12 protein-coding genes and 1 pseudogene are annotated in these 14,876 nt (G+C 66.9%); 7 read left to right on the forward strand and 6 right to left on the reverse strand.

Features of this window, described 5'->3' with window-relative positions; all coding sequences use genetic code 11:
* The first annotated feature begins 83 nt into the window (after positions 1–83).
* The gene (locus A0O31_RS09550; protein ID WP_071677647.1) at positions 84–1,070 is read left to right on the forward strand and encodes a pectin acetylesterase-family hydrolase; all 987 of its coding nucleotides are present in this window, start codon (positions 84–86) and stop codon (positions 1,068–1,070) included.
* Here the strand turns inward: A0O31_RS09550 and A0O31_RS09555 are convergent.
* Both A0O31_RS09555 and recG read right to left on the reverse strand, forming a co-directional pair.
* Entirely contained in the window at positions 1,024–1,800 is a 777-nt protein-coding gene (locus A0O31_RS09555) for a hypothetical protein (RefSeq protein ID WP_071677648.1), read from the reverse strand. The two genes, A0O31_RS09550 and A0O31_RS09555, sit on opposite strands and share 47 nt — an antisense overlap.
* Entirely contained in the window at positions 1,800–4,109 is a 2,310-nt protein-coding gene (recG, locus tag A0O31_RS09560) for an ATP-dependent DNA helicase RecG (RefSeq protein WP_071677649.1), read from the reverse strand. Before recG ends, A0O31_RS09555 begins: the two co-directional genes overlap by 1 nt.
* A gap of 15 nt (positions 4,110–4,124) precedes the next feature.
* Between recG and A0O31_RS09565 the strand changes: the two genes are divergently transcribed.
* Genes A0O31_RS09565 through malQ form a run of 5 tightly spaced genes read left to right on the forward strand, consistent with a single transcriptional unit; the run spans position 4,125 to position 9,832 of the window.
* The gene (locus A0O31_RS09565) at positions 4,125–5,339 is read left to right on the forward strand and encodes a M16 family metallopeptidase (protein WP_071677650.1); all 1,215 of its coding nucleotides are present in this window, start codon (positions 4,125–4,127) and stop codon (positions 5,337–5,339) included.
* Positions 5,329–6,549, forward strand: a complete 1,221-nt coding sequence (locus A0O31_RS09570; protein ID WP_071677651.1) for a M16 family metallopeptidase — start codon at positions 5,329–5,331, stop codon at positions 6,547–6,549. Before A0O31_RS09565 ends, A0O31_RS09570 begins: the two co-directional genes overlap by 11 nt.
* Positions 6,539–7,399, forward strand: a complete 861-nt coding sequence (locus A0O31_RS09575; protein ID WP_071677652.1) for a DMT family transporter — start codon at positions 6,539–6,541, stop codon at positions 7,397–7,399. Before A0O31_RS09570 ends, A0O31_RS09575 begins: the two co-directional genes overlap by 11 nt.
* 15 nt (positions 7,400–7,414) lie before the next feature.
* On the forward strand, positions 7,415–8,287 hold the full coding sequence (locus A0O31_RS09580; protein WP_071677653.1) for a 3-hydroxyacyl-CoA dehydrogenase family protein: 873 nt from the start codon (positions 7,415–7,417) through the stop codon (positions 8,285–8,287).
* Between the two features lie 42 nt (positions 8,288–8,329).
* Positions 8,330–9,832 (forward strand): 4-alpha-glucanotransferase, encoded by a 1,503-nt coding sequence (gene malQ / locus A0O31_RS09585; protein WP_071677654.1) that lies wholly within the window; start codon positions 8,330–8,332, stop codon positions 9,830–9,832.
* 37 nt (positions 9,833–9,869) lie between these two features.
* Here the strand turns inward: malQ and sucD are convergent.
* Both sucD and sucC read right to left on the reverse strand, forming a co-directional pair.
* Positions 9,870–10,735: pseudogene (gene sucD / locus A0O31_RS09590) on the reverse strand (succinate--CoA ligase subunit alpha).
* Positions 10,732–11,868 (reverse strand): ADP-forming succinate--CoA ligase subunit beta, encoded by a 1,137-nt coding sequence (sucC, locus tag A0O31_RS09595; RefSeq protein WP_071677969.1) that lies wholly within the window; start codon positions 11,866–11,868, stop codon positions 10,732–10,734. Before sucC ends, sucD begins: the two are co-directional and overlap by 4 nt.
* 91 nt (positions 11,869–11,959) lie before the next feature.
* Between sucC and A0O31_RS09600 the strand changes: the two genes are divergently transcribed.
* Entirely contained in the window at positions 11,960–12,550 is a 591-nt protein-coding gene (locus A0O31_RS09600; protein WP_071677655.1) for a hypothetical protein, read from the forward strand.
* Here the strand turns inward: A0O31_RS09600 and A0O31_RS09605 are convergent, their stop codons facing one another.
* Entirely contained in the window at positions 12,551–13,555 is a 1,005-nt protein-coding gene (locus A0O31_RS09605) for a PIN/TRAM domain-containing protein (RefSeq protein WP_071677656.1), read from the reverse strand.
* Positions 13,552–14,820 carry a DNA repair protein RadA gene (radA, locus tag A0O31_RS09610; protein ID WP_071677970.1) on the reverse strand — a complete coding sequence of 423 codons (1,269 nt, stop codon included), beginning with the start codon at positions 14,818–14,820 and terminating at the stop codon, positions 13,552–13,554. Before radA ends, A0O31_RS09605 begins: the two co-directional genes overlap by 4 nt.
* Between the last annotated feature and the right edge of the window lie 56 nt (positions 14,821–14,876).

Here is a 14,876-nt window from a genome sequence, read left to right on the forward strand (position 1 = left end):
GAAGGTTCCTTGGGGGCGGCCTTTGGGCCGCCTTTTCTTGACCCGGTCCAAACCCTCTCTTAGACTGGGGGCGGGGGTGAACAATGAAGCGGCTTTTAGCCCTCCTTTCGCTATTGGGTTTGGCTTTGGCCCAAGGGCTTGCCCTCTGGCAGGCGGTGGAGGTGCCGGGCGGGGTGTGCGCCGACGGCTCCCCCTACCGCTTCTACGTGAGCCCGGGGGACCCCAAGAAGGTGGTCTTGGACTTCCAAGGGGGTGGGGCCTGTTGGGACGCCGCCACCTGCGGCCCGGAAAGCCGCACCTACCGCAAGCGGGTGGACACCCAGGAGCTCGCCCTCGCCCAGGGCATCTATAACCGCCTGAGCGTGGCCAACCCCTTCCACGGCTGGACCCACGTCTTCGTGCCCTACTGCACCGGGGACCTCCACGTGGGGAGGGCCACGGTGGACTACGGGGGCTACCGGGTGCACCACCAGGGGGCGCGGAACGTGCAGGCGGTGCTGGAGTACCTTTTCAAGAACCACACCAACCCGGAGCGGGTTTTCGTCACCGGGTGTAGCGCCGGGGCCTACGGGGCGGTCTTCTGGGCGGACAAGGTGCTGGCCACCTACAAAAACGCCCAGGTGGCGGTCTGCGGCGATGCCGGGGTGGGGGTGCGCACGGAGGGCTTCCCGGGCTTTGCCCGCTGGAACCCGCGCCTGCCCGACCTGCCAGGCCTTTCCCCGAACCCTGAGGTTTCGGAGATCTACCTGGCCTTGGCCCGGGCCTACCCGAAGGCGGTGGTCGCCCAGTACACCACCGTCCTGGACGGCACGCAGATCTTCTTCTATGGCCTCATGAAGGGCGAGGCCACCCCTTCCGAGGCCACCGCTCGGGAATGGGCCCTAAAGGCCCAGGAGGCGGCGCTCCGTCCGGCCCAGGCGGCAAACTACACCTTCTACCTGGCCCCAGGGAGCCAGCACTGCATCCTGCCGAGGCCCGAGCTCTACACCCTGAAGGTGGGGGAGGTGAGCTTCCTGGACTGGCTTAGGGGTTTGGCGGAGGGGAAGGCGCCGCCTCGGGTGCGGCCTTGAGGCCGAAGCCGGCAAACCAATCCTTTAACCCGGGGTAAAGCGCCAAAAGGAGGCGGTGGCCCTTCCTGCGGTCCAAGGGGGCCGCCGCCAAAAAGGCTTTGAGGAGCCGGTCGCCCTCTTCCTGGAGGAGTTCTTCCGCCTTAAGGGTGAACTGGGCCTGGAACCAAAGCGCCCCCGCCAATCCCCCCCGCCTTCTCTCGTAGGCGGAAAGGCTCGTTTTGGGGGGTGTCAGGCGGGCGAGGTAGCGGCACCAGGCGAGGAGGTTTTCCGCCAGGTGGGGCCAGGCCTCCTTCAGGGCCAGGAGGAAGAGGTAGTTGGCGAAGAACTCGTCCAGCCACCGGGCCCCGGTGCGAAGCCGCCAGGCCACCTGCACGGCATGGGCGTACTCGTGCCCCAGGTTGAGGTCCAAGAAGGCGGGGATCTCCCCGGGCGGGGGGCCCAGGGGCAGGAGGGCTTCCCGCAGGCGGTGGAGGAGCCTTTCCGGGTAAGTCAAGGGCGCATAGAGGGCGAGCCCCTCTTTCCCCGAGTGCTGGAAGGGAAGGCCGTAGGGGTAGGGAAGCTGGGCCCGCCAGTCCTTTTCCGAGAGAACATAGAGGGCCACCTGGGGCAGGGGGGCGTAACGGGCGTAGCGTTCGCCGAGGGCGAGGAGGTAGTCCCTTAGGGCCTTGGCCCGAAGCACCCCCCCTTCCGAGGCGAAGGTGGGGAGGTGGGGGTGGGGAAGGGCCCGCATCAGATCACTTCCCGAAAGCCAATGCGTTCCGCCTGGGCCCGTAGCTCCGCCTTCAGGGCCTGGTGCTCGGGCCGGGAGAGGTCTGGGTCGGCCTCGAGGATCCGCTTGGCGAGGGCCCGGGCCCTTTCAATGATGCCGGTGTCCTCCGCCAAGTCCCCAAGCCTTAGCTCAGGGTAGCCCGACTGCCGCGTTCCCCGCAGCTCCCCGGGGCCCCTGAGCTTCAGGTCCATCTCGGCGATGTAGAAGCCGTCCGTGGACTCCTCCAGCACCTTAAGGCGCTTTAGGGTCTTCCCGCTCGCTTCCCCGGCGATGAAGAGGGCGTAGCCCTCCAGGCCCCCCCTTCCCACCCGGCCCCTAAGCTGGTGGAGTTGGGCCAGGCCGAAGCGCTCGGCGTTCTCCACGATGATGAGGGTAGCCTTCGGGATGTCCACCCCCACCTCAATCACCGTGGTGGAAACCAGAAGGTCAAAGCTTCCCTGGCGGAAGGCCTCCATCACCGCCTCCTTCTCCCGGGCGGGCAGTTTGCCGTGGAGGAGCGCCATGCGCACCTCGGGAAGGAGGGCCTTGAGCTCCTCGTAGAGGCTTTTCGCCGCCTTTAGGTCCAGCTCTTCGTTCTCCTCAATGGCCGGGGCCACCACGAAGACCTGGTGGCCCTTTTTCACCTCCTCCCGGGCGAAGGCGTAGGCCTGGAGGCGGAGGCGGTGGGGGAGGACCTTGGTCTTTACGGGGGTACGGCCCGGGGGCATCTCGTCCAGGACGCTCACCTCCAGGTCCCCGTAAAGGGTGAGGGCCAGGGAGCGGGGGATGGGGGTAGCGGACATGACCAGGACATCCGGGGGAACCTGGGCCATCTTGAGGAGGGCCCGCCGCTGGAGGACGCCGAAGCGGTGTTCCTCGTCCACCACGGCGAGGCCCAGGTCCCGGAAGGCCACCCCCTCCTGGATGAGGGCGTGGGTGCCCACGGCCACCTGGGCCTCCCCCGCCGCCAGGCGCCCGATGGCCGCCTCCTTCTCCTTGGGGCTCATGGAGCCCAAAAGGAGCTCCACCCGCACCCCCAGGGGGAAGAGGTAGCGGGTGAGGTTTTGAAAGTGCTGCCGGGCCAGGATCTCGGTGGGGGCCATGAGGGCCCCTTGGGCCCCGTTTTGCGCCGCCAAAAAGAGGGCGAAGGCCGCCACCACCGTCTTCCCCGAGCCCACATCCCCCTGGAGGAGGCGGGCCATCTGCCTGGGGCTTTGCATGTCCTTAGCGATCTCCTCCATGACCCGCGCCTGGGCCCGGGTAAGGGGGAAGGGGAGGGCCTTCTTGAAGGTTTCCACCCAGGCCTCCTCCACCCGGAAGCTCCGGCCCAGGACCAACCCCCCGGCGTCCAAAAGGGCCTTCAGTTCCAAAAGCAGGTACTCGTCAAACTTGAGCCGCAACAGGGCCCGCTTGAGGGCCTCCTCGTCCTCGGGGAAGTGGATGTGGGTTAGGGCCTCGCTGTAATCCGCAAGCCCCTCCGCCTCCCGGTAGGGCCCCAAGGGGTCTTGGAGGGGCAGGGCAAGTTCCAGGGCCCGGTGGACCGTGCGCCGGAGGAAGGCCTGGCTGATCCCTTCCTTGGCGGGGTAGATGGGGACGATGCGCCCGGTGGAGAGGGATTCGGTGCCCTCGTCCTCAAAGTGCTCCACGAAGAGCTGCACACCCCCCCGCCGCTGCACCCGGCCCGTGACGATGAGGGTGGCGCCCTCCTCCACCTGGGAAAGGACCCAAGGCTGGTTGAACCAGACCAGGGTAAGCCGCCATCCCCAGGCGTCCTGGGCCTTGACCTGCACCACCTGCATGCCCTTCTTGGGGGTTTTGATGAGCTCTTTGCTCAGCACCTTCACCTGCAGGGTGGCCTTCTTGCCGTCCTCCAAAAAGCGCACCCCGGGCAGGGTGCGGCGGTCCTCGTAGCGGCGGGGGTAGTACTGGAGCACGTCCCGCACCGTGTGGAGGCCGAGCTCGGAGAGCTTCTTGCGGCTTTGCGGGGGGGCGAGGTGGTGGGCGGGGTCCTCGAGGGCCAGGCGGGGAGGGGGAGGGCTTTGGGGCTTTTCCGGGGGTAGCCCGTCCTGGAGGAGGCGGATGGCGGCCTCCAAGACCCCCTTCCGCGCCTCCGGGGTCTTGGCCCCATAGCCCTGAAAAAGCCGCCGGACCTCGGGGAAGGGCCGGGCCAGGTTCTCCACCAGGCTTTCCAGTCCTCCCACCACCACCCGGTCCCTTGCCCCGTCCTTAAGCTCGCGAAGAAGGGGCCTTAGAAGCCGCTCCTTAAGTTCCCCTTCCCTCACGCTCCCCATGATACCCTTAGGCCTGTGAGCCGCGTGGAGCGACTGCCCAATGGCCTTCTCCTGGCCCTGGAGGAAAGGGACTACCCGGGGGTGGCCTTCCAACTTTTGGTCCCCGCCGGGGCGGTGAACGAGCCCGAGGAGCTCCTGGGGGCGAGCACCCTCCTGGAGGGGTGGCTTTGGAAAGGGGCGGGGGAGCTGGACGCCCGGGCCCTGGCGGAGGCGTTGGATGCTCTGGGGGTGCGGCGGAGTAGCGGGGCGGGGCTAGAGTACACCGCCTTCTCCGCCGCCTTCCTGCCCGAGGTGCTGGAGGAGGTTTTCCGCCTTTATGCCCTCCTCCTCACCCGTCCCCGTTTTCCCGAGGAAGGGTTTGAGGCGGTGCGGAGCGTGGCCCTTCAGTCCCTCCTTTCCCAAGAGGACCAACCGGCGCGGAAGCTTTTTTCCGAGCTCCGCCGCCACATCTTCCTCTCCCCCCACGGGCGCGACCCCTTGGGGGAGGAGGAAAGCCTGAAAGGAGCAAGCCCCGAGGCGGTGCGGGAGGACTTCCGTCGGCGCTACACCCCCAAGGGGGCCATCCTGGCGGTGGCGGGGGGGGTTTCCTGGGAGAGGCTTTTGGTTGCCCTAGAGCCCCTCTTGGCCTGGGAGGGAGAGGAGGCTTTTTACCCCAAGCCCCGGCTTTCCGAGCCCCATCGCTTTGCCCTGGAGAGGCCCACGGCCCAGGTGCAGATCGGCCTGGCCTACCCCGATGTGGGACCGGAGGACCCCAACTTTTATGCGGCCAGGCTCGCCCTGGAGGTCCTCTCGGGCGGCATGTCTAGCCGCCTCTTTACCGAGGTGCGGGAGAAGCGGGGCCTGGTCTATGCCGTCTCCGCCTTCCCTGCCGGGGTGAAGGGCCAGGGCCTCCTCATGGCCTATGCCGGGACCACCAAGGAAAGGGCAGGGGAGACCCTGGCGGTGATGCTAAGGGAGATGGAACGCCTACGGGAAGGCGTGGAGGACGAGGAGCTTGCCCGGGCCAAGGTGGGTCTGAAGACCGCCTTGGTCCTGGCGGACGAGTCCATTCGGAGCCGGGCCGCCTCCATGGCCCGGGACCTTTTCTACCTGGGGCGGGTGCGCCCCCTGGCGGAGATTGAGGCGGCCATCGCCGGGACGGGCCTCGAGGCGGTGAACCGCTTCCTGCGGGAGCACCCCTACCGGAACCCTTGGGTGGGGCTTTTGGGGGAGGTGAGCCATGTTTCGTGAGGCGGAGCTAAAAAACGGGCTTAAGGTCATCGCCGAGGTCCTGCCCGAAGCCCGCAGCGTGGCCTTGGGCTACTTCGTGAAGACGGGGGCCCGGGACGAGCGGGCGGAGGAAAGCGGGGTCAGCCACTTCCTGGAACACATGGTCTTCAAGGGGCCTGAGGGGATGGACGCCCTTTCCGTGAACCTGGCCTTTGACCGCCTGGGGGCCCAGTACAACGCCTTCACTTCCGAGGAGGCCACGGTCTACTACGGGGCGGTGTTGCCGGAGTTCGCCTTTGAGCTTCTCACCCTCTTCTCCAGGCTCCTGCGGCCCGCCCTGCGCCAGGAGGACTTTGACACGGAGAAAAAGGTCATCCTGGAGGAGATCGCCCGCTACCAGGACCGCCCCGGCTTCATGGCCTACGATTGGGCCCGGGCCCGCTTTTTCCAAGGCCACCCCTTGGGGAATAGCGTCTTGGGCACGGTGGAGAGCATCACCGCCCTCACCCGGGACCAGATGGCCGCCTACCACGCCAGGCGCTACCTCCCCAAGAACATGGTCCTGGCCGCCACGGGCAAGGTGGACTTCGGAAGGCTTCTGGCGGAGGCGGAGGCCCTCACGGCGGACTGGCCCCAGGGGGAGGCGGAAAGGAGCTACCCGCCCTTAAGGCCCGCCTTTGGCGTGGAGGAGCGCCCCTACGAGAAGGCGCGGGCGCTTTACCTGGTGGGGCTTTTCCCCGGGGTGGCCTACCAGGAGGAGAAGCGCTTCCCCGCCCAGGTCCTCGCCCATCTCTTGGGGGAGGAGGGCTCGGGGAGGCTTCACTTCGCCCTGGTGGACCGGGGCCTGGCGGAGGTGGCCTCCTTCGGCCACGAGGAAGGGGATAGGGCGGGTTTCTTCCACGCTTACGTGCAGGCGGACCCCGGGAACAAGGAGGGCGTTCTCGCCGCCCTTCAAGAGGAGCTTTCCCGCCTGCGGCGGGAGGGGGTGGGGGAGGAGGAGGTGGAGAGGGCCAAAACCCCCTTGGCCACCGCCTTGGTCTTCGCCGGGGAAACCCCCATGGGCCGGCTTTTCCACCTGGGGATGGAGTACCTCTACACGGGCCGCTACCTCTCCTTAGGAGCGCTCAAGGAGCGGATTGGCCGGGTATCTGCCCAAGAGGTGAACGCCCTCTTGGAGGAGGGGCTCTTGGACCAAGGCCTCTACTATTTGGTCTTACCCCATGGAGCTTAGGGCCTTAGGGGCGGCGCTTCTCACCATCCTCTTTTGGGCGAGCGCCTTCGCCGGCATCCGGGCGGGGCTTCAGGGCCTGGCCCCGGGGCATCTCGTCCTCCTCCGATTTCTCGTGGCGGGGAGCGTGCTCCTCGTGTACGCCCGCCTCCGGGGCCTCCGCCCGCCCAGGTGGGAGGACCTGCCCCGGCTTTCCCTCTTGGGTTTCTTGGGCATCAGCGTGTACCACACCGCCCTGGTCTACGGGGAACTCACGGTGAGCGCCGGGGCGGCAAGCCTGCTCATCGCCACCGGACCGGTCTTCACCGCCATCCTTTCCTACTTCTTCCTGGGGGAGAGGCTTAGGCCCATGGGGGTCTTGGGCCTGGGCCTAGCCCTTTTGGGTTCGGGCCTCATCGCCTTGGGGGAAGGGGGCGGGGTGGCCTTTAGCCCGGGGGCTTTCCTCATCCTGCTTTCCGCCCTTTCCACCTCCTTCTACTTCGTGTGGCAAAAGCCCCTCTTCGCCCGTTACCGAAGCGAGGAGGTGACGGTCTACACCCTGGTCCTGGGCACCTTGCCCCTTTTGGCCTTCCTCCCTGGGCTAGGCGAGGCGCTACGGGAAGCGCCTAGGCCAGCCCTTTGGGCCGCCTTGTACCTGGGGGTGTTTCCCGGGGCTTTGGCCTACCTCACCTGGACCTACGCCCTTTCCCGTACGCCCGCCTCGAGGCTCTCCTCCTTCCTCTACCTCTCCCCCCTCCTGGCCCTCCTCATCGCCTACCTGTGGCTTGGCGAGGTGCCTTCCCCCCTCTCCCTGTTGGGCGGGGGGCTCGCCCTTTTGGGCGTCCTCTTGGTGAACCTGCGGGGCGTAAAATAGCCCCCGAGGTGGCCTATGGAGGTGAAGACCATCGGCGTGGTGGGGGCGGGCCAGATGGGAAGCGGCATCGCCCAGGTGGCGGCCCAGGCGGGGTACGAGGTGGTGCTGGTGGACGTGGCGGAAAGCTTCTTGGAACGAGGCCTAACCGCCATCCGCCGCTCCTTGGGAAAATTTTTGGAAAAGGGGCGCATAAGCCAGGAGGCTTACGAGGAGACCCTCGGCCGTATCCGCACAAGCCTTTCCCTAGAGGCCCTAAAGGAGGCCGACCTCATCGTGGAGGCCATCGTGGAGGACGAGGGGGAGAAGCGGCGGCTTTTTGAAAAGCTTTCCACCCTGGCCAAGCCCGAGGCCATCCTGGCCAGCAACACCAGCTCCATCCCCATCACCGCTTTGGCCCGCTACTCTGGGCGGCCCGAGCGCTTCATCGGCATGCACTTCTTCAACCCCGTGCCCCTCATGGGCCTCGTGGAGGTGATCCGGGGGGAGCTCACCGCCCCGGAAACCCGGGACGTGGTGGTGGCGGTGGCGAAGCTCATGGGGAAGACCCCTTTGGAGGTCCAGGACTACCCGGGCTTCATCTCCAACCGCCTTCTCATGCCCATGATCAACGAGGCCATAGAGGCCCTCAGGGAAGGGGTGGCCAGCAAGGAGGCCATTGACGGGATCATGCGCCTTGGGATGAACCACCCCATGGGGCCCCTGGAGCTTGCCGATTTCATCGGCCTGGACACCTGCCTGGCCATCATGGAGGTGCTCCATAAGGGCTTCGGGGACGACAAATACCGTCCTTCGCCTCTCCTTCGCCGCATGGTGCAGGCGGGGCTTTTGGGGCGCAAGGTGGGCCGGGGCTTTTACAACTACGACGAGAAGGGCAACAAGGTGGGGTAGAGGGGTCTGGAAGCTTTTCCATCCCGGGGGTAGACTGGGGGCATGGACCTACCCCGCGCTTACGGTCTGCTCCTCCACCCCACGAGCCTTCCGGGCCCTTGGGGTGTGGGGGTGCTGGGGGAGGAAGCCCGGGGCTTTCTCCGCTTCCTGAAGGAAGCGGGAGCCCGTTACTGGCAGGTTCTACCCCTGGGCCCCACGGGCTATGGCGACTCCCCCTACCAGTCCTTTAGCGCCTTCGCCGGGAACCCTTACCTGATAGACCTAAGGCCCCTGGTGGACCGGGGCTTCGTTCGGCTGGAAGACCCCGGGTTCCCGGAGGGCAGGGTGGACTACGGGCTCCTTTATGCCTGGAAGTGGCCCGCCCTGCGGGCAGCTTTCCAAGGCTTCCGCCAAAAGGCTTCTCCTGAGGAGAAGGAGGACTTCGCCCGCTTCCAGGAGGAGGAGGCCTGGTGGCTTCGGGACTATGCCCTTTTCATGACCCTGAAGTCCCACCACGGCGGTCTTCCCTGGAACGCCTGGCCCTTGGCCCTGAGGACGCGGGAGGAGAGGGCGCTAAAAGAGGCGGAGGCTTCCTTGGCGGAGGAAATCGCTTTCCACGCCTTTACCCAGTGGCTCTTTTTCCGCCAGTGGGGCGCCCTCAAGGAGGAGGCCGAGGCCTTGGGCATCGCCTTCATCGGGGACATGCCCATCTTCGTGGCCGAGGACTCCGCCGAGGTCTGGGCCCACCCCGAGTGGTTCCACCTGGACGAGGAGGGGAGGCCCACGGTGGTGGCGGGGGTGCCCCCGGATTACTTCTCGGAAACCGGGCAACGCTGGGGCAACCCCCTTTACCGCTGGGAGGTTTTGGAGGAGGAGGGCTTCTCCTTTTGGATCGCCCGCTTGCGGAAGGCATTGGAACTCTTCCACTTGGTACGCATTGACCACTTCCGGGGTTTTGAGGCCTACTGGGAAATCCCCGCCTCTTGCCCCACGGCGGTGGAGGGGCGCTGGGTCAAGGCCCCGGGGGAAAAGCTTTTCGCCCGCATCCAGGAGGCCTTCGGCCGGATTCCCATCCTGGCGGAGGACCTAGGGGTCATCACCCCCGAGGTGGAGGCCTTGCGGGACCGCTTCGGTCTGCCCGGGATGAAGGTCCTGCAGTTCGCCTTTGACAACGGGATGGAAAACCCCTTCCTCCCCCACAATTACCCCGAGCACGGGCGGGTGGTGGTCTACACCGGCACCCACGACAACGACACCACCCTGGGCTGGTACCGCACCGCCACGCCCCACGAGCGGGATTTCCTGAAGCGGTATCTGGCGGACTGGGGGATCACCTTTAGGGAGGAAGCCGAGGTGCCCTGGGCCCTCATGCGCCTGGGGATGGCGTCCCGGGCCCGGCTTGCCGTCTACCCGGTCCAGGACGTGCTGGCCCTGGGCTCGGAAGCGCGGATGAACTACCCGGGAAGGCCCAGCGGCAACTGGGCCTGGCGGCTTCGGCCGGGGGAGTTAAAGGAGGAACACGGGGAAAGGCTTCTCTCCCTGGCGGAGGCCACGGGCCGAACGTAAAGGGGGCCCCACCGGGGCCCCCCGGGGCTTAGGCTCCTTAACCTAGGGCCTTTTTCACCAGCTCCACGATCTCGTCAATGGTGTCCGCCACGGGGATGCCCGCCTCGGCGAAGGCCTTGAGCTTGGACTCGGGGGTGCCCACGTTCCCCATGATGATGGCCCCGGCGTGGCCCATGCGCTTCCCCTTGGGGGCGGAGCGGCCGCCGATGAAGCCCACCACGGGCTTTTTCATGTTTTCCTTCACCCAGGCCGCCGCCTCCTCCTCGTCCGAGCCCCCGATCTCCCCGATGAGGACCACGGCCTCGGTCTCGGGGTCCTCGTTGAAGAGGGGGAGGAGGTCCTTGAAGGTGGTGCCGATCACCGGGTCCCCACCGATCCCCACGGTGGTGGTGGCGCCGATGCCTGCCTGGGACAAGGCGGCCGCCGCCTCGTAGGTGAGGGTGCCCGAGCGGCTGATGAGCCCCACCTTGCCCCGCTTGAACACGTGGCCCGGCATGATGCCGATCTTGGTCTCCTCGGCGCTGATGATTCCCGGGCAGTTCCCCCGATGAGGCGGCTACCCAAGGCCTTGATCTCCGCCACCGCCTTCACCATGTCCAGGGTGGGGATGCCCTCCGTGATGAGGACGATGAGGGGGATGCCGGCGTGGGCCGCTTCCAAGGCTGCGTCCGCCGCCATGGGGGCGGGCACGAAGATGATGGAGGCGTCTATGGCGTGGTGGGCCACCGCCTCCTTCACCGTGTCGTAAACGGGTAGGCCGAAGACCTCGGTCCCCCCTTTCCCCGGGGTGACCCCGGCCACGATCTTGGTGCCGTAGTCCAGCATCTGCTTGGTGTGGAACTGCCCCTCCCGGCCGGTGATCCCCTGGACCAGGACCCGGGTTTCGCGGTTCACCAGGATCACGCCGCACCTCCCACCATGGCCACGATGGCCTTGGCCGCTTCTATGGACGTGGGGTACATGTAGATGGGCTTGCCTTCCAGAAGCCGCTTGGCCTCCTCCTCGGCGGTGCCCGCCACCCGCATGACCACCGGCTTGGTGAGGAGGCCTTCCTCCAGGGCCCGGATCACCCCCTTGGCCACCTCGTCCGCCCGGGTGATGCCGCCGAAGATGTTGATGAAGACCCCCTTCACATCGGAATCTTTAAGGACCACCTTGAGGGCGTTGTAAACCACCTCGGCCTTGGCCCCGCCCCCGATGTCCAGGAAGTTGGCGGGCCTTCCCCCCACCCGGTTCACCAGGTCCAGGGTGTACATCACAAGCCCCGCCCCGTTCCCGATGATGCCGATGTTGCCGTCCAGCTTCACGTAGGCGAAGCCGTAGTTGCTGGCCTCCACCTCCAGGGGGTGTTCCGCCTCAATCTCCCTTAGCTCCGCCAAATCGGGGTGGCGGAAGAGGGCGTTGTCGTCCAGGACGATTTTGGCGTCGGCGGCCACCACCTGGCCGTCCGGGGTCACCACCAGGGGGTTGATCTCGGCGATGGAGGCGTCCACCCCCTCGTAGGCCCGGTAGAGGGCCACCAGGACCTGGGCCAGCTTGTTGAGGTTGCCCTCGAGGCCCGCCCGCTTTACCATCTCCCGGGCCTCAAAGGCACGGAATCCCTTGTGGGGGTCAATCCAGAACTTGTGGATGGCCTCGGGGCGCGCCGCCGCCACCTCCTCAATGTCCACGCCCCCCTCCTTGGAGAGCATGAGGACCACCCGCTTTTGCGCGCGGTCCAGGATGAGGCCGGCGTAGTACTCCTTGGCGATGTCCACCGCCTCGGCCACCAGGACCTTTTTCACCGTGAGGCCCTTGATGTTCATGCCCAGGATGGCCTGGGCCTTCTCGTAGGCCTCCTGGGGGGTGTCGGCGAGCTTCACCCCGCCCGCCTTACCTCTCCCGCCCACGTGCACCTGGGCCTTGATGACCACCCGCTTGCCGAACTCCTCAGCGATGCGCTTCGCCTCGTCCGGGGTGTAGGCCACCTTGCCGGGCGGCACCGGCACCCCGTAGCGGGCCAGGATTTCCTTGGCTTGATACTCGTGCAGGTTCAAGCTCCACCTCCTCGGCCGGCCAAGGCCGAGGGGCATTATACCCTTCTTGGGCCGGCGTTTGAGGTATAGGCTTTGGGGGAAAGGAGGAGGTATGGCGAGGGGAGGGTGGGTCCTGGGGCTTTCGTTGGTGCTGTTAGGCCTCGTGCTCCTACTGCAGGCTTTGGGGGTGGCGGCTGGGCGTTGGCTGGTGGCCCTCTTTTGGGTGGCGGCGGGGGCCGGGTTTATGGGGGCCTACGTCCGGGAGCGGTACTGGTGGGCGGCCATCCCTGGCTTGGGGCTTTTGGGCCTGGGCGTTGCGGTGTTGCTGGAGGGGTGGGCCTGGGCGGGAAGCCTTTTTCTCCTCGGGCTTGGGGCGGGGTTTGGCGCGGCTTACCTGGCGGACCGGACCCAGTGGTGGGCCTTGATTCCCGGGGGCATCCTCCTTTCCCTTGCGGGGGTGGCCCTCGTGGAAGGGGTTTTCCCGGGTACCGAGGCGGGTTGGCTGCTCTTTCTGGGTATGGCCGCTACCTTTGGGTTGCTCTTCGTTCGTGGTCAGAGCTGGGCCCTTTGGCCCGCCTTGGGGGTGCTGGTGCCTCTTGGGTTCACCTACGAGCTCCTACGCTTTCTTTTGGCCTACGCCTTCCCCTTGGCCTTGATTGGGGTAGGGGGGTATCTTCTCTGGCGCAGCCTGCGTGGGCCCTAACTAGGCTTCCGCCGCAGGGCGGGCAAAGAAGAGGCGGCCCACCTGGGTTTGGATGGCCTGGGTCACCACCACCTCAATCTCCTGCCCCCGGTAGCGGATTCCCCCGTCCACCACCACCATGGAACCGTCCTCCAGATAGCCCACCCCTTGGTGGGGCTCCTTCCCTTCTTTGAGAATCAGGAGCTTCAGGGTGTCCCCCACCTGGAGCTGGGGCCTTAGGGCCTGGGCCAGGGCCTGCACGGAAAGGGCCTTCACCCCGTAGATGCGGGCCATCTGCAGGAGGGCGAGGTCGTTGCTCACGAGGGCGGCCCCCAGGTCCCGGGCCAGGAAGAGGAGCTTCTCGTCCACGCTTTCCCCCTTCGGGGTTTCCTCCAGGACCTCGAGGGGAACGTGTTCCTTGAGCTTTTCCAAGGCCTCGAGGCCCCGCCTGCCCTTGGCCCGCTTAAGGGGGTCTTGGCTGTCGGCGAAGTGTTGGAGCTCTTTGAGCACGAAGTGGGGCACATAGAGGGGTCCTTCCAAAAACCCCGTGGCCGCCACCTCGGCGATGCGCCCGTCCACCAGGACGCTGGTGTCCAAGAGCTTGCCCCCTTTGGCCCTTTCCGGCCGGGGCAGGCGCAGGTAGTCCCGGTAGCCCAGGGCTAGGTAGGAGAAAAGCCCCACCAAAAAGAGGGCGAGGAGGAGGCTATGGTAAGGGGAGAAGCCCGGTACCTGGGAGAGGAGGGTGGTGAGGAGGACCGTAAGGAGCAGGCCGAGGGTGGCCCCCAGGGTCAGGGCCACGGGCACCTCAGGGGGGAGCTCCGTCAGGCGGCGCAGGGGTTTTTCTGCCAAGGCTTCCAGCCGTGGGACGAAGATGACACCGGCGAGAAAGCCGGCCAGGAAGAGGTAGAGCCGGTTGAGGGAAAGGAGGCCGGCGGAGCGGGGGAGGAGGCCCAACCCCTCCAGGGCCACCGCCAGCTGGTAACCCAAAAAGCCAAAAAGGAGGTACAGGAAGGCCCGGCCGCTCATGCTAGGTACCTCTCCACGGCCTCCTTCAGGCCACGGGTGTTCCCGGGATGGAGGAAGCGGGAAAACCCTGCCCGCTCCCCCTCCTTAAGCCGCCTTTCCAGGCCCACCACGCTCCGCACCTCGCCGAGAAGCCCCACCTCCCCCACCACCGCCAGCTCCTGGGGAAGGGGCTTCCCCACCACCGCAGAATACACCGCCAGGGCCACGGCCAAATCCAGCCCAGGGTCCAGCACCCGAAGCCCCCCCGCCAGGTTCACGTAGACGTCCAGGTTGCCCAGGGGGAGGTCTAGCCGCCTTTCCAACACGGCGAGGACCATGTCCACCCGCCTCCCGTCCAGGCCCTGCACCACCCGGCGGGGGGCGGGGAAGGGGGTCTTGGCCGCCAGGGCCTGGACCTCGAGGGCCAAGGCCCGCTCCCCGGCCAAGGCCAGGGCGATGGCGCTTCCCGGCACCCCTAAAGGCCTTTCCAGGAGGAAGGCCTCGGAGGGGTTTTTCACCTCCACAAGCCCCGTTTCCTCCATGCGGAAAACCCCAAGCTCCCCCACGGGGCCAAAGCGGTTCTTGGCGCTCCGGAGGATCCGGTAGACCCCGGCGGTTTCCAGGTAAAGGGTGGCGTCCACGGCGTGCTCCACGCTCTTGGGCCCCGCCACCACCCCTTCCTTCGTCACGTGCCCCACCAGGACCACCGCCGTGCCCGTGGCCTTGGCGAAGCGCACGAAGGCCCCCGTGGCCTCGCGCACCGCCACCAGGCTCCCGGGGCTTCCCCCCGCCTCAATGGTCTGGATGGAGTCCACGAAAAGGGCCTCCGGCGGCTTGCGCTCCAAGAGGGCTAAGAGGGGTTCTAGGCGCGTTTCCTTAAGGAGGAGAAGCGCATCCAGGCCGAGCCGCCGGGCCCGGAGCTTGATCTGCGCCGGGGACTCCTCCCCGGCCACGTAGTACACCTCCCGGCCCATGCGCTTGGCCATCTCCAAGAGAAGGGTGCTCTTGCCCACCCCAGGCTCCCCCCCGAGGAGCACCACCTCCCCCGGGACAAACCCCCCGCCCAGTACCCGGTCCACCTCGGCAAGCCCCGAGGAAAAGCGCCGCTCCTCCCCTTCGTCCACCTGGGCAAGGGAGAGGAGGGGGGCCGCTTCCTTGGGGACCTCCCGGCGGGCGATGGGGGCCACCTCCTGGAAGCTTCCCCAGGCTCCGCACCCCGGGCACCGCCCCAGGGGCTTGGGCGTGCGGTAACCGCACTCCACGCAGGCGTATGTGCTCTTGGCCATGGTCAAAAAGAGGGGAAAGGGCCCTAAAACCCTTTCCCGCACCCTGCGCTACCCAT

Source organism: Thermus brockianus (assembly GCF_001880325.1).
GTDB lineage: Bacteria > Deinococcota > Deinococci > Deinococcales > Thermaceae > Thermus > Thermus brockianus.